Raw genomic sequence first — 18064 nt, 5'->3', positions numbered from 1 at the left:
GGTAAGGCATCAGCCGCCACCCGGCGCAAACTCAACGCCGCGCGTTCAGTTCGGCAATATCCTTCGGCGTCGTGCGGCAGCAGCCGCCAATCAGCTTCGCGCCCGCCGCCAGCCACTGGGGTAAATATTCCGCCAGCGTTGCACAGGCTTCGCCGTGGCGATGCCAGGTCTTGGATACCGCGTCATAGTGCTCCCCGGAGTTAGGATAAACCACCAGCGGCAGCGCCGTCAGGCTATGCAGATGCGCCAGCGCGGCGGTGGTGTTTTCCAGCGCGATACAGTTAATGCCCAGCGCCACCACCTGCGGATAGTTTGCCAGCACGGCAACCACTTCCCGCAGCGGCGTGCCGTCGCTGAGATGCTGCGCATCGCGCAGGGTAAACGAGAACCATGCCCGCGCGCGCGGATAGGCAGTCAGCAGCTCCGCCAGCGCCTTCATCTCGGCGAAATTCGGCATCGTTTCACAGGCCAGCAGATCGGCCCCGGCGTCGAGCAGCGCTTCCACGCGCGGACGATGAAATGCCTGAAATTCCTCATCGCTGCGGACATAATCGCCGCGATACTCCGAGCCGTCCGCCAGGAAGGCGCCGTACGGTCCGACCGAACCGGCAACCAGCAACGCGCCCGCCTGCGGGTTTTCCGCCAGATACGCTTCCCGCGCCTTGCGGGCCAGCTCAACGCTTTTGCCGATCAGCGCTTTCGACTGCGCTTCATCAAGGCCGAGGGCAGCAAAACCTGCCGGAGTGGCCTGATAGCTGGCGGTGATCGCCACCTGCGCGCCGGCGCGGAAATAGTCGAGGTGAACTTCGCGGATAAGCTCCGGGTTGTCGACCAGCACTTTCGCCGACCACAGGCTGTCGGCAAGATTGCAGCCGCGCGCTTCCAGCTCCGTCGCCATCGCGCCGTCCAGCAGGATAAAGGGCTTTGCGTCAATGAGGGCGGTTAACGGATTATTCTGCGACATGTTGAGGCTCCTGGGTGAGTTTCCGTGAACGAGTCAGATAATACGCACCATAACACAGTGCCACGAACGGGATCCCGCACCACAGCGCAATCCTCTGACTCGGGTCAAACGCCAGACCCACGCAGGCTACCAGGCAAAGCACAAATCCCAGCACCGGCACCAGCGGATACCACGGCGCGCGATAGTGCAGTTCGCTTAGCGCCTTCCCCTGCTGCAGATGGCGACGGCGGAACATAAAGTGCGAGGCGCAGATGCTCAGCCATACCGCCACCACCGCAAAACCGGAAATCGCCGACAGCGCGACAAACACCGTATCCGGTGCCACGACGCTGGAGAAGAGCGCCAGCACGCCGCCGAGCATGCTGACCGAAATCGCCGTCAGCGGCACCCCGTTTCTGGTCAATTTGGTAAAACAGGACGGCAGCGTTTTTTCATTGGAGAGCGACCACAGCATCCGCCCGGAGGCGTAAAGGCCAGAGTTGGCCGCCGACAGAATCGCCGTCAGAATCACAAAGTTAAAGATATCCGCCGCGTAGGGAATACCGACCTTTTCAAACACCAGCACAAACGGGCTTTTCTCGACTCCCGCCTGCTGCATCGGGATCAGCGCCGCCAGCACGAAGACGGTGCCGATGAAAAAGATAATCAGCCGGGCGATGGTGGTACGAATGGCCACCGGAATGACTTTATGCGGATTCTCCGTTTCCCCCGCCGCGATGCCGATAAGCTCGGTGCCGGAGAAAGCGAAGTTAACCGCCACCATGGTCATCAGGATCGGCAGACCGCCGTGCGGGAACCAGCCTTCGGCGGTGATATTGCGCAGCCCCGGCGCCGGAGAGCCATCCTGCATCGGAATGATGCCAAAGATCGCCGCCCCGCCGAGAATAATAAAGGCGATAATGGTGACCACCTTCACCAGCGAGAACCAGAATTCACCTTCGGCAAAGAAGCGGGTGGAGATAACGTTGAGCGCGAAAATCACCGCGCAGAACACCACGCACCAGGCCCATACCGGCACCTGCGGGAACCAGTACTGCATGCAGAATCCGGCGGCGGTGAAGCTTGAGCCAAGCGCGACGGTCCAGGTCAGCCAGTAGAGCCAGGCGACGGTATACCCGGTCGCCGGGCCGAGATAGCGCGCGGCGTAGACGTGAAACGCCCCGGTTTCCGGCATCGCCACCGAAAGTTCGCCCAGACACTGCATCACCAGCCAGACCACCAGCGCGCCAATCAGATAGGCCAGCAGCGTGCCCGCCGCTCCGGTGGTGGAGATGATATAGCCGGTATTAAAAAATAGCCCTGTGCCAATAACGCCACCCAGCGACAGCATGATCAGGTGGCGAGTCTTCATGGTGCGCTTAAGCTGCCCACCTTGTTGTTGTTGTGTTGTTTGCATTTGACCCCATGGGCGTATAGACATCTAAACATCCAGATAAGAGGTTCCTTATACCCCGCCTGTCGCCAAATTGCAAAGCCGCCGGGCCTGTCATCTATGCATTCGCCCAAATCATCATCGCCACTTATGGGCAGAATAACGACAAAAGAGAAACCGTGATCGCCGCCCTCATTAAATCAAAACATTGGTGCTAATTTTACAAAACAACAAACCAAAAAGGATAATGCCATGATACCCCGCGCTTTGCCTCTGTGGGCCGCCGCTGCCGCCGTCGGCCTTCTACCGCTGCACGCCGCTCAGGCCGCGAGTTCCGTGAAGTTTCCCGATAAAGTCTGTGATATCACCCACTACGGCGCAGAAGGCCATCGGCTGCAAATCGCGCTCAACACCGATGCCATTCAAAAAGCGATTGATGACTGCGCCGCCGCCGGAGGGGGAACGGTGCTGGTGCCGAAAGGTAATTTCCTCACCAACCCGCTGTTTCTGAAGAATAATATTCAGCTTAAGCTGGAGAAAGACGCCACCCTGGTGGCCTCAACCGAAGTGGCTGCCTATCGCGGCGATGATAAAACGCAATACGCCGAAGCGGAAAACGGCTGGCTGCCGTTTATTAGCATCGCCGACGCGCAAAACGTGGCCATCGTCGGTGAAGGCACTATCGACGGCCAGGGCGCAGTGTGGTGGGAACGCTGGCGGGAAAATATCCGCGCCACCGGCAAGAAAGGCGGTACCGACCGGCCGCGGCTGATTTATATCACCCGCGCCAGTAACGTGCTTATCGACGGCGTGACCCTCACCCATTCACCCAGCTTCCACGTGGTCACCCGCTACGCGCACGATGTCGATATCAACGGCACGCGTATTCTTTCGCCGTGGCATGCGCCGAACACCGACGCCATCGATCCTATCGATAGCCAGAATATCCGTATTACCAACAACTATATCGACTGTAACGACGACCATATTGCCATCAAGGCGGAGAAAGCCGACCCGCGCTTCCCGGACGGCGTGGTGGATAACATCTATATCGCCAACAACACTCTGAAGCAGGGGCGCGGGATCTCCATCGGCAGCGAGAGCGCAGGCGGCGTGAATAACGTGCTGGTGGAAAACAATACCTTCGAAGGTTCGATGTACGGCATTCGGATTAAAAGCCCGCGTGGCAAAGGCGGCGAGGTAAAAAATATCGTCTACCGCAATACCAGAATGCATAACGTTGAGGTGCCGCTGGTGTTCTCCGCCTATTACAAAGCCGCGCCGATTGTGCAGGCCGAGGTCGATAAGCTGTTGCAGGCAGGCGGCTTTACCCTCGGCGAGCAGATCTATCCGCCGGACAGCGACCCGAAACAGCCGTTCGATAAATACAAGACTCCGCACTTCAGTAACATCACCGTTGAGAATTTAACCTCCACCGGCGACAGCAAAGCGGCGGCCTATATTATCGGTACCCCGGAAGCGCCGCTCAGCGGTTTCCATTTTAGCAACGTCAATATTGAAGCCGACCGCGGCCTGCGCATTCGCAATGCCGAGCTGGAGAGTAAAGGACTTAACCTGCAGGTGAAAGCAGGTCCGGTAATTCAACAAGACGCTGGCGCCATCGTGCACCAGTAACGCCACATTTGCGGGCAGCTGCACCACGGCGACTCTTCCGCCGGGCGCGGTCTGCCCCTTTTTTGATCCTCGTTGGCGTAGAGCCTGGCCCAACAGGCGTAATCGTTGCAGACAGTTTGCACACGGACAGCGCGCAAGAACCGGAGCGTACACGTAGTACGTGAGGATGATTCGCTACGCTCCCCCTGCGGGCCGCCCTGAAGGGCGTTCAACACTCTGTGAGTATTGTCTGAGCACTGCCCAGGGCCAAACTGGCAAATAAGATAGCCCTAATGGGATAGGTTCTTAAACCGCCGCGTTTATCGGTGGTATGCCCTGGCATTCTCTTTGCAACCCTCCCGATATCTTTATCTGGCGAGGCAACGAACATGACAGAGCAAACCACAACGCTTAAAAGAACGCTCGGCAGTTTCCGCTTATGGGGGATCGCCGTTGGGCTGGTTATTTCCGGGGAGTATTTTGGCTGGAGCTACGGCTGGTCCCAGGCCGGGACGCTGGGCTTTCTGATCGTCGCGCTGGCCATCGCCGCGATGTACTGCGCCTTTATTTTTAGCTTCACCGAGCTGACCACCGCCATTCCGCATGCGGGCGGACCTTTTGCCTACGCCTACCGCGCCTTTGGCCCCACCGGCGGGTTTATCGCCGGCTTCGCGACCCTGATTGAATTCGTCTTCGCCCCGCCCGCCATCGCTATGGCCATCGGCGCCTATCTGAACGTGCAGTTTCCGGCGCTCGACCCCAAATGGGTGGCCTGCGGCGCCTATATTATCTTTATGACGCTGAATATTCTCGGCGTGGGGATTGCCGCCACCTTTGAGCTGGTGGTGACGTTATTAGCGATTTTCGAACTGCTGGTGTTTATGGGCGTGGTCGCACCGGGCTTCTCCTGGAGCCATTTTACCGCTAACGGCTGGGCGGGCGCAGAAAGCTTTAGCGGCCTGGCGCTGCCGGGCATGTTTGCCGCCATCCCGTTCGCGATCTGGTTCTTTCTGGCGATTGAAGGCGCATCGATGGCCGCCGAAGAAGCTAAAGATCCGCAGCGCACTATTCCCCGGGCGCTGGGCGGCGGCATCCTGACCCTGACCGTACTGGCAATAGGCGTGATGGTCTTTGCCGGCGGCGTCGGCGACTGGCGAACCCTGGCCAATATCAACGACCCGCTACCGCAGGCGATGAAAATGGTGGTCGGCAACAGCAGCGGCTGGCTGCATATGCTGGTGTGGCTGGGGCTGTTTGGCCTGGTGGCCTCGTTCCACGGGATTATCATGGGCTACTCGCGGCAGATTTACTCTCTGGCGCGCGCGGGCTATCTCCCCGCCGGGCTGGCGACGCTGAACCGCCGCACCCGCACGCCGCATCTGGCGATCCTCGCCGGGGGCGTGGTCGGCATCGCCGCCATTTTCTCCGATTCGCTGATCACCATTAGCGGGATGCCGCTGACCGCCTGTATCGTCACGATGTCGGTATTTGGCGCTATTGTTATGTATATCACCTCGATGGCGGCGCTGTTTAAGCTGCGCCGCAGCGAGCCGAAGCTGATTCGACCGTTCCGCGCGCCGCTCTATCCGTGGGCGCCGGCCTTCGCGCTGGCCATGGCGGTGCTCTGCCTGGTGGCGATGGTCTGGTACAACACGCTGCTGGCGCTGATTTTCGCCGCCATGATGCTCGGCGGCTACCTGTGGTTTCGCAAGACCGCAGCGGCTCGCCAGCGCGCGGCGGTGGATCCGCAGCTGCGTACGGTCTCCTGAGGAGGCGACACATGTATAAAACCACGCTATCGGGCCAGGTATGGCGCTTTGAGAGCCTGAAAACCCTACTGGCGAAGGCCTCCCCTGCGCGTTCCGGCGACGCGCTGGCGGGCGTTATCGCCGGCTCCGCCGAAGAGCGGATGGCGGCAAAAATGGCGCTGGCGGAGGTTCCGCTCACCGAGATTCTCGATAATCCGCTGATTCCCTACGAGCAGGATGAGGTGACCCGGCTGATCCTCGATACCCACGACGCCCGGGGCTTCGCGGCGATTCGCCATCTTACGGTCGGCGATTTTCGCGACTGGCTGCTCGACGACGCCACCGATGAAGCGGCGCTGCGCCAGGTCGCCCGCGCGATAACCCCGGAGATGGCCGCCGCGGTCAGCAAGCTGATGCGCAATCAGGATCTGATCCTCGCCGCCAGCAAATGCCGGGTCGTCACCCGTTTTCGCAACACTATCGGCCTGCCGGGGCGCCTGAGCGTGCGCCTGCAGCCTAATCACCCGACCGATGACCTCAAAGGCATCGCCGCCAGCATGCTCGACGGCCTGCTGTACGGCGCAGGAGACGCGGTGATCGGCATCAATCCGGCCAGCGACAGCCTGCCGGTGCTGGCGCAGCTGAACCATATGCTTGACGATATTATTCAGCGCTTCGCCATCCCCACCCAGTCGTGCATTTTGACCCACGTCACCAACACCCTGCAGCTGATTGAGCGCGGCGCGCCGGTGGATCTGGTGTTCCAGTCGGTGGCCGGTACCGAAGCCGCCAACAGCGGTTTTGGCATTAATCTGGCGCTGCTGCAGGAAGCGCGGGAAGCGGCGCTTAGCCTGAACCGCGGCACGCTGGGCAACAACGTGATGTATTTCGAAACCGGCCAGGGCAGCGCTCTTTCCGCCAACGCCCACCACGGCGTTGATCAGCAGACCTGCGAAGCCCGGGCCTATGCCGTCGCCCGTCATTTTGAGCCGCTGCTGGTCAATACGGTGGTGGGCTTTATCGGCCCGGAGTATCTGTACGATGGTAAGCAGATTATCCGCGCCGGACTGGAAGATCACTTCTGCGGCAAGCTGATGGGGCTGCCCATCGGCTGCGACGTTTGCTACACCAATCACGCCGAAGCGGATCAGGACGATATGGATACCCTGCTGACGCTGCTTTGCGCGGCCGGGCTGACCTTTTTGATCGGCGTACCGGGGGCAGACGATATTATGCTCAACTACCAAAGCACCTCGTTCCACGATGCCCTTTACGCCCGCCGACTGCTGGGTTTACAGCATGCGCCTGAGTTCGCCGACTGGCTGACGAAGATGCAGATTATTGACCGCCACGGCGCGCTGCGTCTGACCGATGCCCGCCATCCGCTGCTTTCCGTCCTGCCGCAAGGAGAACCGGTATGAATCCTCCCGACGCCTGGAACCCGCTGCGTGAGTTTACCGATGCGCGGATTGCGCTGGGGCGCAGCGGCGCCAGCCTGCCGACCCGCGAAGTGCTGAATTTCGGCCTCGCCCACGCCCGGGCGCGCGATGCTATCCACCAACCTTTCGCCAGCGACCAGCTTGTTCAGCCGCTGGCGGAGCTGGGGCTGTCGACGCTGACCGTCCGCAGCGCCGCCAGCGATCGCAATGTCTATCTGAATCGCCCGGATCTGGGGCGACAGCTGAACGAAGAGAGCCGCGCCGACCTCGCCGCCAGCGGCGCGCGCCCCGCCGACCTGCTGCTGGTGATTGGCGACGGGCTGTCGTCGTACGCCGTGCAGCGCCAGGCAGTGCCGCTGATTCGCGCCCTGCTGCCCTATCTGAAAACCCTCGGCCTGAGCCTGGCCCCGGTGGTGCTGGCGCACCAGTCGCGGGTCGCGCTGGGCGATGATATAGGCGAAACGCTGAAGGCCAGAGCGGTGGCGATATTGATTGGCGAACGGCCCGGGCTCTCTTCGCCGGACAGCCTCGGAGTGTATTTAACCTGGCAGCCGCATCGTCAGCGTCTGGAGTCGGAGCGCAACTGTATTTCTAATATCCGTCCGGAAGGGCTGAGCTTTGATGCCGCCGCTTTTAAGCTGGCCTGGCTACTGGAGCAGGCCTTTTTGCGGCGGCTTACCGGAGTGCGCCTGAAAGACGAAAGCGATAATCCTGCACTGCATGGAAAAATAAAACCGTTGAGCCAGCTAAAATAATAAACCAGGCGGACAGCAGAATAGATTTTAATATTACCGGGCGCACCTGGATATTATTTTCGGGTGCGCGCTGGCATTGCGGATTTTGCAGGCCGGGTAAGGCGTCAGCCGCCCCCGGCATAATGCGTTCACCGTACCCAAAACAGGGTTGTCATCAGCCTTATGCCCTTTCCTGGAGGTAATAAGAATATTGCATGAGTAAAAACGAAACGGACGTTGTAAGGTAAATCTGCATACCAAATATATCTCGTTATCTATTCAATATAACAGCCAATAATTCGCCGGATATCCAGGTGAATTATTTCTCAATGTTATGCAGTCATTGATGGTTAAAGATATACCCAAAATAATTCGAGTTGCAGGAAGGCGGCGACGCAGGGAATCCCCAGGAGCTTACTCTAGTAAGTGACTGGGGTGAGCGAGGAAAGCCAACGCACATGCAACTTGAAGTATGAAGGGTATAAATAATCGACCGACGGTGAGGTACAAATGAACAAGTTTTCCGGGAAAGCGTCTTTAATGGCCACGCTGGTTGCCGCGTGGGTCGGTGCCAGCAGCGCGCAGGCGGCTGAAATTAAAATTGGCGTGGTCTTGCCGCTGAGCGGCGCGCTGAGCGGCTACGGACAACCTTCGCAAAAAGGGCTGGATATCATCCAGAACATTACGCCGACGTTAAAAAATGGCGACACCGTGAAGCTTATCGTGATTGACGATAAAAGCGACAAGGTCGAAGCCGCTAACGCCATGCAGCGCCTGGTCTCCAGCGATAAAGTCGACGCGGTGATCGGCGAAGTCACCTCCTCCAATACCCTGGCGATGACCAAAATCGCCGACGACAGTAAAACGCCGCTGGTCTCCTCAACCGCCACCAACGACCGCGTCACCCGCAACCACCCTTACGTCAGTCGGGTCTGCTTCTCCGACAGCTTCCAGGGAGTGGTCGGCGCTAACCTCGCCTCGCGCGATCTGAAGGCTAAAACCGCCGCCATCGTCTTCGACAGCAGCAACGACTACTCCGTTGGCCTGGCGAAAGCCTTCCGCACGCAGTTCCTGAAAAACGGCGGCACCATTCCTATCGAAGTTCAGGCTCCCGGCGGCAGCAAAGACTTTAAGGCCCAGCTGGCCAGCGTGAAGGCGAAGAACGTCGACATGATCTATATGCCGATCTACTACACCGAAGGGGCGCTGATCGCCGTACAGGCGAAGCAGCTGGGGCTGAGCAAGCCGGTGGTCGGCGGCGACGGGCTGGCGGCGGATCAGGTCTTTTTTGACGTCGGCAAAGACGCGGTCAACGGCTATATGACCACCGACTACTACTCGCCGAACGCCAAAGAGCAAACGCCGGCGGGCGAGGTGTTTATCAAAGCCTGGGAAGCCAAATACCAGCAGCCGACCCATACCTGGGGCGCGATGGCGGCGGACGCCTATAACGTCATTATCAACGCCATGAACCAGTGCAGCGACCCGCGCGACCGGGTTTGCGTTAACGAAAAAATTCGCGCTACCAAGGACTTCCAGGGCGTAACCGGTACGCTGACGTTACAAAACGGCGACGCTATCCGCAGCGCGGTCATCAACGAAGTGAAGGATGGCAAGCTGGCGTTTCGTACCGTGGTTAATCCTTAACCCCGTCATACTTCAAGTTGCATGTGCGCTGGCTGTGTTACTCGGCTCATCCATGAGCATCGCCCCTACGGGGCCAGCGCAAGCGCTGTTCAAAACGGTTAACCGTTTTGTCCTGCAACTCGAATTATTTAGGGAAAATAAGAGAGATATCAGATGGATGGTGCCATTTTTCTCCAGCAAGTGGTCAATGGAATGAGCCTTGGGGGCATGTACGCCCTGATTGCCATCGGTTATACGATGGTTTATGGGGTGCTGCGCCTGATCAACTTCGCCCATGCGGACGTGATGATGGTCGGGGCGTTTACCACCCTGTTTTTGTTTTCTTCCATTGGGCTACCCTTCGGGGTAGCCGTTTTCCTGACCCTCGCGCTGTGCGGCCTGTTCGGCATGCTGATCGACCGGGTAGCCTATCGCCCGCTGCGTCAGGCATCAAAAATCTCGATGCTGATCACCGCCATCGGCGTCAGCTTCTTCCTTGAAAACCTGTTCAACGTGCTGTTTGGCGGCAGCTCGCGCTTCTTTTCCGCACCGGAATTTTTCAATAACACTCGCGCCGTTGGTGACGTGATTATCACCAACGTGGCGTGGATTGTGCCGCTGATCACCGTCCTGCTGCTGCTGGCGATCCTCTGGCTGCTGTACCGCACCCGCTACGGGATGGCGATCCGCGCGGTGGCCTTCGACGTTAATACCGTGCGCCTGATGGGCATCGACGCCAACCGCATTATCTCGCTGGTGTTCGCCCTCGGCAGCAGCCTCGCGGCGCTGGGCGGGGTGTTCTACTCCATCAGCTACCCGACCATCGACCCGCTGATGGGCGTGCTGATCGGCCTGAAGGCCTTCGCCGCCGCGGTGCTCGGCGGAATCGGCAGCGTCACCGGCGCGGTGCTTGGCGGCTTTATTCTCGGTTTTACCGAGGTGGTGGCGGTCGCTCTGTTTCCCGAGCTGGGCGGCTACAAAGACGCTTTTGCCTTTATGTTCTTGATTCTGGTCCTCTTATTCCGCCCGGTTGGCATTATGGGCGATGAACGTCTGGAAAGGAGCCGTTTCTGATGCTCAACGCTACGACTACCGCCGGGGCGCAGCTGCGCAACCTGGTCATTATTGCTCTCTGCGTCGCGCTGCTGGCCGGGATCAACGTCGTCTTCAACGACTACATTATTCGCGTCATCAGCACCATTTTCGTCTTTATGATCCTCGCGGTCAGCTATAACCTGATCAACGGCGTGACCGGCCAGCTGTCGCTGGAGCCCAACGGCTTTGTGGCGGTCGGCGCTTACGTCACCGCCCTGTTGATCCTCCCCAGCGACAGCAAGCTGGATATGTTTGAGATGGCCGCGCCCAGCCCGTGGATCCTCGTGCTGCACGCCGGGTTCCTGCCCGCATTGCTCATTAGCGGCCTGTGCGCGGCGGCGCTGGCGGTTTGCCTTGCCCTGCCGGTCTTCCGCGTGCGCGGCGACTACCTGGCGATTGTGACCCTCGGCTTCGGCTTTATCATTAAAATCCTCGCTATCAACAATCCGCAGATCACCAACGGCGCGATTGGCCTCAACGATATTCCGCAGCAGCCGCATCTGCTGTTCTGGTGCGGGCTTTTTGCCCTGCTGGCGACCGGGATGATTTTGCAGCTGGTGTGGTCGAAGTACGGGCGAATGATGAAAGCGGTGCGCGACGACGAAGACGCCGCTATCGCCATGGGCGTGAACACGTTTCGCATTAAAACCTGCGCCTTCGCCACCAGCGCCTTCTTCGAAGGGATCGGCGGCGGCCTGCTGGCCTCGCTGCTGACCACCATCTCGCCGGGCCTGTTCGACTTTATGCTTACCTTTCAGCTACTGATTATTATCGTGCTCGGCGGCCTGGGCAGCACCACCGGCGCGCTGCTCGGCACCGTATTGGTGGTCGGCAGCGGCGAGTGGCTGCGCTTTCTCGACCAGCCGCTCCAGTTCTTCGGTCACGATCTCGGCGCGTATCCGGGCCTGCGGATGGTGGTGTTCTCGCTGCTGCTGCTGATCATCATGCTGTTCGCCCGCGAAGGTCTGCTGGGCAAAAAAGAGATTTGGCAAGTGGGCAAAAGGAGACGCGGCGATGGCGCAAAATAAGGTCATTTTACAGGTGCAGGACGTGACCATGCAGTTCGGTGGCCTGCGGGCTATCGACAGCGTCAGTTTCCACGTCGACGAGGCGGAAATTTTTGGCCTGATTGGCCCCAACGGCGCGGGAAAAACCACGATGTTCAACGTCATCACCGCCAACTATAAACCGACCAGCGGCAGTGTGACCCTCGCGGGAAAATCGCTAAAAGGGCTGAAGCCGAACCGGGTGGTCAACGCCGGGATCGCCCGCACCTTTCAGAATATCCGCCTGTTTAACTCGATGACGGTACTGGAAAACGTGATGGTCGGCCTCGACAGCGCCAGCCGCTATTCGCTGCTGGAAGCGGCGCTGCATATCGGCCGCTACTACCCCGCCGAGCGGGCGGCAAAGGCCAAAGCGATGGCGATTCTGGACGATATCGGTATCGCCCATTTCGCCGACGTGCAGGCCACCAACCTTAGCTACGGCAACCAGCGCAAGGTGGAGATCGCCCGCGCGCTGGCGACCTCGCCAAAATTACTGCTGCTCGACGAACCCGCCGCCGGGATGAACCCGAAGGAGACGGAAGATCTGGCAGACCTGATCTTCCGCATGCGTAACGACTATCAGCTCAGCGTACTGCTGATCGAGCACGATATGCCGTTCGTCAACAAGCTGTGCGAGCGGGTGATGGTGCTGGAGTACGGCAAGCCGCTGTTTAGCGGCCTGATGTCGGAAGCCATTGAGGATCCGGGCGTGATTTCCGCTTACCTGGGAGACGTTCGTTATGCTTAGCGCGCGCGAATTAAACGTGTTTTACGGCGTGATTCAGGGACTAAAAGGCGTTGATATTGATATTTACGACCGGGAGATCGTTACCCTTATCGGCAGCAACGGCGCGGGGAAAACCTCAACCCTCAACGGCATCGTCAACCTGGTGCGCTCCACGGGGCGGGTCAATTTTCTCAACGAGGATATCTCCCGCAGCCAGACGCATCAGATTGTGCGTAAGGGGCTGGCGCTGGTACCCGAAGGACGGCGCATCTTCACCAACCTGACCATCGAAGAAAATCTGCGCATGGGGGCCTACAATAATCTCGCCGGCTTTACCCGCCTGCGCGATCGCATGTACAGCCTGTTTCCCCGCCTCAAGGAGCGGCGTGCTCAGATGGCGGGCACCATGAGCGGCGGCGAGCAGCAGATGCTGGCGATCGCCAGAGCGCTGATGAGCGAACCGGTACTGCTGATGCTCGATGAGCCAAGTCTCGGGCTGGCGCCGAAAATTGTCGGGGAGCTGTTCGCCACGATTAAGCAGCTGCGGGAGGAGAATATTACCGTGCTGCTGGTGGAGCAAAACGCCACGGCGGCGTTGACCATCGCCGATCGCGCGTATGTGCTGGAGAATGGGAAGATTATGCTCTCGGGTCCTGCGCAGGAGGTGCTGGCGAATCCGGAAATCAAGCGGATGTATCTGGGGGGATAAAGCTGTTCAGGGCTGCGGCTTCGCTTCCTGCGTCGCCGCAACCGCAAACAGCCTCGCGCTACACAAAGCACACCTCGTTCCAGTAGGCTTCACGCGTCCTGCGCCGCTCAGTATGTTTTATCATGGCGAAACCACCTTGTTTCAACGTTGCCGAGCTCAATTCCGTAGAGACTGGCGACCGGTAATATTGCCTCCATGATGCGTTGGGTATCCTGCTGCCCGGCTTCACCGTCAGATAAAGAAGCCAGCCAGCCCGTTATGCGTTGCCACAGCACCACTTTCATTTTCTCCTCCGTCAGGAAGCATTTTTGCCTGGGTCTATTTCAACCACAGTTGACGGCGAGCGGGAAATATCAATTCCGGATTAGTAATGCTGTGGGATGCATATTGGGGCCTTTCCCGGATTGCGACGTAAACGTCTTATCCGGGCTACTTTTCCTCGGTTTGGTAGCCCGGACAGGCGCGTCAAGCGCCGCCTCCGGGAGAGTTTCATACAGCAGCGGGGATATTTCTGAAACAACGTGTTATGCAGCGATGCCCTGGCCCCCGCTGAAATCGGCGAACCGGAGGACCGAAGACAAGGGCTGGCCGCCAGGGATGGCGGCCAGAGGCGAATCGAGACAGTGAGGTCGAGTTGAGCCGACCGCAGGCTGAGGTCCGGGAGGTGAGCGCAGTGCGCAGCACCGATTTCTTTGCGGGACCGCGGGGATTGTAAAGGGGGAGACGGTTTTCTCCCCCTTTTCCCGTTCACGTACCTCGATGAGGCATTTTCTGCGACTTGATGGTGAACGGAACCCCTCTACACCCTCCCGGAGGCGGTGCTACGCACCTGTTCGGGCTACTTTTCCCCAGCGTAGTAGCCCATCCGGTTAAACAATACCCACAGTTTTGTTAAGTTCTTTTTTGTTATAGATAAGAACTTTTTCTTCTTTGCCGCCGATGGGCGATTTGTGGGAGCGTGATAAACACAAAACAAAACAGGGATTCAGGGGAATAACAATGCGCATTGCAAAAACAAAAATCGCGCTGGCGCTGGGCATGCTGGTACTCGCCGCGCAGGCTCAGGCCGATCAATTAGCCGATATCAAAGCCGCCGGCGTGGTCAAAGTCGCCACCTTCGACGCCAACCCGCCGTTCGGTTCGGTAGATCCGAAAACGCATAAAATCGTCGGTTACGACGTGGACTTCGCCGAAGCGCTGGCCAAATCTCTCGGCGTTAAGCTGGAGCTGGTCGCCACTAACCCGGCCAACCGCATTCCGCTGCTGCAGTCCGGCAAGGCCGACCTGATCGTCGCCGATATCACCATCACTCCGGAACGTGCACAGGTCATTGATTTCTCAACACCTTACTTTGTGACCGGCCAGCAGTTCCTCGTTCCGGCAAAATCACCGGATAAGCTCGATGATTACAGCAAAGCGCGCATCGGCGCGGTAAAAGGCACCACCGGCGAACAGGCGCTGCATCAGCGTTTCCCGCAATCGCGCGTGCTCTCTTATGATGATATTCCGCTGGCGCTGACCGCCCTGCGCAACGGCAACGTGCAGGCCATCACTCAGGACAGCACCATCCTGGCCGGACTGCTGGCGGAAGCGCCGGACAAAGCTAACTTCAAAATCATCCCCGACCTGCTGAGCAAAGAAGAGATTGGCGTCGGCGTGAAGAAAGGCGAACCGGCCCTGCTGAAAGCGGTCAATGACGAGCTGGTCAATCTGGAGAAATCCGGTGAGGCGGCCAAAATTTACGACGTCTGGTTTGGCCCGAGCACCAAAACCCCGCAGCCGCGCGCCTTTACTATCGAAGCGAAATAAGCAGAGAAAGATGATGTTATCGGCTCTATTTTCACGCTCCGCGGCATCGTCCGCGGATTTTTCGCATCTGCAGCGCGCCAGCATTGAGTTTCGCGATGTTGCCAAAAGCTACGGCGACCATCGGGTGCTGAACGGCGTTAACTTACAGGTTGAACCCGGCGAAGTGGTGGCGATCCTCGGCCCTTCGGGATCGGGCAAATCAACCCTGATCCGCCTGATCAACCAGCTTGAATCACTCAGCGGCGGCGAAATACTGATCGACGGCAAACCGACAGCGCAGCTCACCGGCAGCGCTCTGCGCCAGCTGCGCAGCCGGGTCGGCTTTGTTTTTCAGCAGTTTAATCTCTATGCCCACCTGACGGCGCAGGAGAATATCACCCTCGCGCTGGAACGCGTTCACGGCTGGGGCAAAAGCGCCGCCCGCGAACGCTCGCTGGCGCTGCTCAACCAGGTCGGCCTTGCGGATAAAGCCCGGCAGATGCCGGCCCAGCTCTCGGGGGGCCAGCAGCAGAGGGTGGCGATTGCCCGCGCCCTCGCCTCCTCGCCGCAGATTATTCTGTTCGATGAACCCACGTCGGCGCTCGATCCGGAGATGATCGGCGAAGTACTGCAGGTCATGAAAAATCTCGCCCATAGCGGGATCACCATGGTGGTGGTGACGCATGAGATGCAGTTCGCCCGCGAGATTGCTGACCGGGTGGTGTTTATCGACGGCGGCGATATTCTCGAAGTCGCGCCGCCGGCTGAGTTTTTTGCCCGGCCGCAGCACGCCCGCACCCGCCGTTTCCTGCAAAAGGTGCTCGATCCGCTGCACCAGGAGAGTGAGGCGTGATCCCGCATCTCGACTGGCATGGCGTGCTGAGCGGGCAGCCGCTGCAATGGATCATCTCCGGTTTTCTCACCACCGTCTGGGTCAGCATCGCCGGGATGGTTCTGGCGACCGTGCTGGCCATCCTGCTGCTGGCACTGCGTCTCGGGGGCGGCAGGCCCGGCCGCTGGCTGGTGGCGGCCTGGGTTTCACTGTTCCGCAATACGCCGCTGCTGGTCCAGCTGCTGTTCTGGTATTTTGCCGCCTGGAATCTGCTGCCGCTGGGGGCGCGGGATTTTATTAATGACGATCGCAGCTGGTCGATTCTTCCGGGCAACGTCTGGTGGCTGACGCCGGAGTTTCTCTGCTCAATGTGGGGACTCGGGGTCTTTACCTCGGCCTTTCTGATTGAAGAGATCGCCTCCGGGCTGCGCGCCGTTAGCCACGGTCAGCGGGAAGCGGCGCTGTCGCAGGGGTTTACGCCCTGGCAGGAGCTGCGCCACATTCTGCTGCCGCAGGGGCTGGCTAACGCCTGGCAGCCGATTATCGGCCAGTATCTCAACCTGATGAAGCTCTCTTCGCTGGCGAGCGGTATCGGCTTTGCCGAACTGACCTATCAGGTGCGGCAAATCGAGAGCTACAACGCGCATGCGCTGGAGGCGTTTGCCGTCGGCACCGCGCTGTATCTGGCGCTTGGGGTGCTGATGGGCGTGGCGCTGACGCGTCTCGGTCCGGGAAGAGCTCAGCAAAGGAGAGCCGGTTATGAACGCTAATCTGGCGGTCATCGTTGATAACCTCGATTATCTGCTGTGGGGGCGGCTGGCGGACGGTATCCCCGGCGGCGTGGTGCTGACGCTGCTGATGGCTATCGGCGCCGCCGCGCTGGCGCTGCCGGGCGGCGTTCTGCTGGCAGCTATCGCCTGGCGCTACGAAGGGATCGTGCGGCGGCTGCTATTTTTGTGGGCGGAAATTATTCGCGGCATCCCGCTGATCTTCGTGATTTTCTGGCTGTGGTATCTGCTTCCTATGCTCACCGGCAGCGATCTCCCGGGCGCGGTCACCGTCACGGTGGCGCTGGCGTGGTTTACCGCCGCCTCGGTGATGCATTCAGTGCTGGCGGGCCTGCAATCGCTACCCCGTGGGCAATACGAAGCAGCGCTGACCCAGGGTTTCGCTCCCGGGCAAACGCTGCGCCTGATCCTGCTACCGCAGGCCCTGCGTAACGTTCAGCCGTCGCTGGTTGGGATATTTATCGGCCTGCTCAAAGACACCTCGCTGGCCTTTATCGTCAATGTACCGGAGCTGACTACCGTCGCCGGGCAGGTCAATAACCGGGTGCAGATCTACCCGCTGGCGATTTTTGTTTTTACCGGCGCGGTTTACTATCTGCTGTGCTGCGGACTGAGTCTGCTGGCGAATCGCCGATATGGGAGAGCGACCGGGTAGCCATCGGCCGTGGCGCGGTGAAGGATTATCGCGCCACGCTGCGTTTCCTGAGCAACGCGTCTCTTCTGCGCCGGAGCAAGGCTGCTTGATACTATTTCAGGTAATACATTGATTTATATAATATATATTATTTACGACCCATAACATTTACGCTCGCCCGGCGAAGGGATAAACGGCCGCCGAGCTTAAATCTCAGATGGCTAATTTATTTATTTTAAAATCCAGCTTCACCTCCGCGTTACGCTGATGGGTATAAACCGTTTTGACGCTGCAGTTCTCAATTTTGGCAATAGATTTCGGCTGTATCCCCTGCGCAAGATGACCAATGATTTGCATCTCTTTTCGGGTCATTTTTCCTTTTTTTATATCACTGCGGCGAAAACGACCGTTTATGGCGCGGGTCAGCTCATGGCGAATAGCGTATAAGGATTCCGTATAAACCACGCCTCTGGCCTGACTATTGAAATACCAGTAATTGGCCAGCGCCTCCAGCCTGGTTGCGGCAATTAATATCACCTGTTTTTTCTCGGCGATTTTCAGCCATTGGTGTTCATGGCTGATAAAGTGGCTCATAAATTTAGGGCTAATATTAATAAACATAAACCCGTCGCGTAGTTCATCCAGAGATGGGTAGATCAAATCGCGGATATCAAAAATAATCGTGGATAATCCGTCAACAAAGTAGCGATCTTCTCTCGGCCAGATACATGACCGTAAATCAGTGAGATAGTCCATATATCACGCGCTCCTCATCCATGATTTGCCGCTTTCCTTAACGGGAAGAGTACAAAGGAAGGCGACTCCTCTGCTCAAAAAACGCCACTAAACATATATAAGATGAATAATTCAGATTCTATATAACACAAAATAAAACATACGCATGGCATATAATTTGTATTTAAATGCGCAATCACAATATGAAAC

At 58.6% G+C, this 18064-nt stretch carries 17 protein-coding genes and 1 pseudogene; 13 read left to right on the top strand and 5 right to left on the bottom strand.

Going from position 1 to position 18064, the window contains the following annotated elements:
- Positions 1 to 31: 31 nt before the first annotated feature.
- Together mmuM and mmuP are read right to left on the bottom strand one after the other, a co-directional pair.
- Positions 32 to 964 (bottom strand): homocysteine S-methyltransferase, encoded by a 933-nt coding sequence (gene mmuM / locus IAE27_RS00265; RefSeq protein WP_004110935.1) that lies wholly within the window; start codon positions 962 to 964, stop codon positions 32 to 34.
- Positions 951 to 2360, bottom strand: coding sequence for an S-methylmethionine permease (gene mmuP, locus IAE27_RS00260; RefSeq protein ID WP_154022345.1), 1410 nt, complete (start codon positions 2358 to 2360; stop codon positions 951 to 953). Before mmuP ends, mmuM begins: the two co-directional genes overlap by 14 nt.
- A gap of 228 nt (positions 2361 to 2588) precedes the next feature.
- On the opposite strand from mmuP, the gene IAE27_RS00255 reads away from it, so the two are divergent.
- From IAE27_RS00255 to eutC, 4 genes are all read left to right on the top strand, one after another.
- Positions 2589 to 3971 carry a glycoside hydrolase family 28 protein gene (locus tag IAE27_RS00255; protein ID WP_064372938.1) on the top strand — a complete coding sequence of 461 codons (1383 nt, stop codon included), beginning with the start codon at positions 2589 to 2591 and terminating at the stop codon, positions 3969 to 3971.
- A 368-nt stretch (positions 3972 to 4339) separates the two neighbouring features.
- Entirely contained in the window at positions 4340 to 5719 is a 1380-nt protein-coding gene (gene eat / locus IAE27_RS00250; protein ID WP_004099338.1) for an ethanolamine permease, read from the top strand.
- 11 nt (positions 5720 to 5730) lie between these two features.
- Positions 5731 to 7119, top strand: a complete 1389-nt coding sequence (locus tag IAE27_RS00245; protein WP_004099337.1) for an ethanolamine ammonia-lyase subunit EutB — start codon at positions 5731 to 5733, stop codon at positions 7117 to 7119.
- Positions 7116 to 7892, top strand: coding sequence for an ethanolamine ammonia-lyase subunit EutC (gene eutC, locus IAE27_RS00240; RefSeq protein ID WP_135800012.1), 777 nt, complete (start codon positions 7116 to 7118; stop codon positions 7890 to 7892). The genes IAE27_RS00245 and eutC overlap by 4 nt, the downstream gene beginning before the upstream one ends.
- Positions 7893 to 8150: 258 nt before the next feature.
- Here the strand turns inward: eutC and IAE27_RS29500 are convergent.
- Positions 8151 to 8231, bottom strand: a pseudogene (locus IAE27_RS29500) (hypothetical protein); the annotation flags it as partial.
- A gap of 180 nt (positions 8232 to 8411) precedes the next feature.
- Here IAE27_RS29500 and IAE27_RS00235 point away from each other — a divergent pair.
- From IAE27_RS00235 to IAE27_RS00215, 5 genes are all read left to right on the top strand, one after another.
- Positions 8412 to 9518, top strand: coding sequence for an ABC transporter substrate-binding protein (locus IAE27_RS00235; protein WP_181879939.1), 1107 nt, complete (start codon positions 8412 to 8414; stop codon positions 9516 to 9518).
- A 153-nt stretch (positions 9519 to 9671) separates the two neighbouring features.
- Positions 9672 to 10571 (top strand): branched-chain amino acid ABC transporter permease, encoded by a 900-nt coding sequence (locus IAE27_RS00230; RefSeq protein WP_049095073.1) that lies wholly within the window; start codon positions 9672 to 9674, stop codon positions 10569 to 10571.
- The gene (locus IAE27_RS00225) at positions 10571 to 11620 is read left to right on the top strand and encodes a branched-chain amino acid ABC transporter permease (protein WP_004099332.1); all 1050 of its coding nucleotides are present in this window, start codon (positions 10571 to 10573) and stop codon (positions 11618 to 11620) included. The genes IAE27_RS00230 and IAE27_RS00225 overlap by 1 nt, the downstream gene beginning before the upstream one ends.
- A complete protein-coding gene (locus tag IAE27_RS00220) occupies positions 11607 to 12389 on the top strand; it encodes an ABC transporter ATP-binding protein (protein ID WP_004099331.1) in 783 nt (260 codons plus the stop codon). The genes IAE27_RS00225 and IAE27_RS00220 overlap by 14 nt, the downstream gene beginning before the upstream one ends.
- Positions 12382 to 13077 (top strand): ABC transporter ATP-binding protein, encoded by a 696-nt coding sequence (locus IAE27_RS00215; protein WP_049095071.1) that lies wholly within the window; start codon positions 12382 to 12384, stop codon positions 13075 to 13077. The genes IAE27_RS00220 and IAE27_RS00215 overlap by 8 nt, the downstream gene beginning before the upstream one ends.
- Positions 13078 to 13184: 107 nt before the next feature.
- Here the strand turns inward: IAE27_RS00215 and IAE27_RS00210 are convergent, their stop codons facing one another.
- A complete protein-coding gene (locus IAE27_RS00210; RefSeq protein WP_115239964.1) occupies positions 13185 to 13361 on the bottom strand; it encodes a hypothetical protein in 177 nt (58 codons plus the stop codon).
- 715 nt (positions 13362 to 14076) lie between these two features.
- Here IAE27_RS00210 and IAE27_RS00205 point away from each other — a divergent pair.
- The 4 genes from IAE27_RS00205 to IAE27_RS00190 are packed head-to-tail and all read left to right on the top strand — an operon-like array spanning position 14077 to position 17140.
- On the top strand, positions 14077 to 14886 hold the full coding sequence (locus IAE27_RS00205; RefSeq protein ID WP_108704169.1) for an ABC transporter substrate-binding protein: 810 nt from the start codon (positions 14077 to 14079) through the stop codon (positions 14884 to 14886).
- Between the two features lie 13 nt (positions 14887 to 14899).
- Positions 14900 to 15718, top strand: a complete 819-nt coding sequence (locus IAE27_RS00200) for an amino acid ABC transporter ATP-binding protein (RefSeq protein WP_004099327.1) — start codon at positions 14900 to 14902, stop codon at positions 15716 to 15718.
- Positions 15715 to 16467 carry an amino acid ABC transporter permease gene (locus IAE27_RS00195; RefSeq protein ID WP_004099326.1) on the top strand — a complete coding sequence of 251 codons (753 nt, stop codon included), beginning with the start codon at positions 15715 to 15717 and terminating at the stop codon, positions 16465 to 16467. Before IAE27_RS00200 ends, IAE27_RS00195 begins: the two co-directional genes overlap by 4 nt.
- The gene (locus IAE27_RS00190) at positions 16457 to 17140 is read left to right on the top strand and encodes an amino acid ABC transporter permease (protein ID WP_004099324.1); all 684 of its coding nucleotides are present in this window, start codon (positions 16457 to 16459) and stop codon (positions 17138 to 17140) included. Before IAE27_RS00195 ends, IAE27_RS00190 begins: the two co-directional genes overlap by 11 nt.
- A gap of 192 nt (positions 17141 to 17332) precedes the next feature.
- Here the strand turns inward: IAE27_RS00190 and ecpR are convergent, their stop codons facing one another.
- Complete coding sequence (ecpR, locus tag IAE27_RS00185; RefSeq protein ID WP_004099323.1) at positions 17333 to 17875, bottom strand: ECP biosynthesis operon DNA-binding transcriptional regulator EcpR; 543 nt, start codon at positions 17873 to 17875, stop codon at positions 17333 to 17335.
- Between the last annotated feature and the right edge of the window lie 189 nt (positions 17876 to 18064).

The organism is Klebsiella sp. S69 (assembly GCF_016516145.1).
GTDB lineage: Bacteria > Pseudomonadota > Gammaproteobacteria > Enterobacterales > Enterobacteriaceae > Klebsiella > Klebsiella oxytoca.
Note: the sequence above shows the minus strand (reverse complement) of the source record. Positions and strands in the feature narration are given on the sequence as shown.

Bases quoted from the DNA above. Each gene is read 5' to 3' on its own strand.
- IAE27_RS00190 (WP_004099324.1), top strand. From the start codon at position 16,457: ATGAACGCTAATCTGGCGGTCATCGTTGATAACCTCGATTATCTGCTG.
- IAE27_RS00200 (WP_004099327.1), top strand. From the start codon at position 14,900: ATGTTATCGGCTCTATTTTCACGCTCCGCGGCATCGTCCGCGGATTTT.
- IAE27_RS00205 (WP_108704169.1), top strand. From the start codon at position 14,077: ATGCGCATTGCAAAAACAAAAATCGCGCTGGCGCTGGGCATGCTGGTA.
- IAE27_RS00230 (WP_049095073.1), top strand. From the start codon at position 9,672: ATGGATGGTGCCATTTTTCTCCAGCAAGTGGTCAATGGAATGAGCCTT.
- mmuM (WP_004110935.1), bottom strand. From the start codon at position 964: ATGTCGCAGAATAATCCGTTAACCGCCCTCATTGACGCAAAGCCCTTT.
- eutC (WP_135800012.1), top strand. From the start codon at position 7,116: ATGAATCCTCCCGACGCCTGGAACCCGCTGCGTGAGTTTACCGATGCG.
- IAE27_RS00215 (WP_049095071.1), top strand. From the start codon at position 12,382: ATGCTTAGCGCGCGCGAATTAAACGTGTTTTACGGCGTGATTCAGGGA.
- eat (WP_004099338.1), top strand. From the start codon at position 4,340: ATGACAGAGCAAACCACAACGCTTAAAAGAACGCTCGGCAGTTTCCGC.
- ecpR (WP_004099323.1), bottom strand. From the start codon at position 17,875: ATGGACTATCTCACTGATTTACGGTCATGTATCTGGCCGAGAGAAGAT.
- mmuP (WP_154022345.1), bottom strand. From the start codon at position 2,360: ATGCAAACAACACAACAACAACAAGGTGGGCAGCTTAAGCGCACCATG.
- IAE27_RS00220 (WP_004099331.1), top strand. From the start codon at position 11,607: ATGGCGCAAAATAAGGTCATTTTACAGGTGCAGGACGTGACCATGCAG.
- IAE27_RS00210 (WP_115239964.1), bottom strand. From the start codon at position 13,361: ATGAAAGTGGTGCTGTGGCAACGCATAACGGGCTGGCTGGCTTCTTTA.
- IAE27_RS00245 (WP_004099337.1), top strand. From the start codon at position 5,731: ATGTATAAAACCACGCTATCGGGCCAGGTATGGCGCTTTGAGAGCCTG.
- IAE27_RS00225 (WP_004099332.1), top strand. From the start codon at position 10,571: ATGCTCAACGCTACGACTACCGCCGGGGCGCAGCTGCGCAACCTGGTC.
- IAE27_RS00235 (WP_181879939.1), top strand. From the start codon at position 8,412: ATGGCCACGCTGGTTGCCGCGTGGGTCGGTGCCAGCAGCGCGCAGGCG.
- IAE27_RS00255 (WP_064372938.1), top strand. From the start codon at position 2,589: ATGATACCCCGCGCTTTGCCTCTGTGGGCCGCCGCTGCCGCCGTCGGC.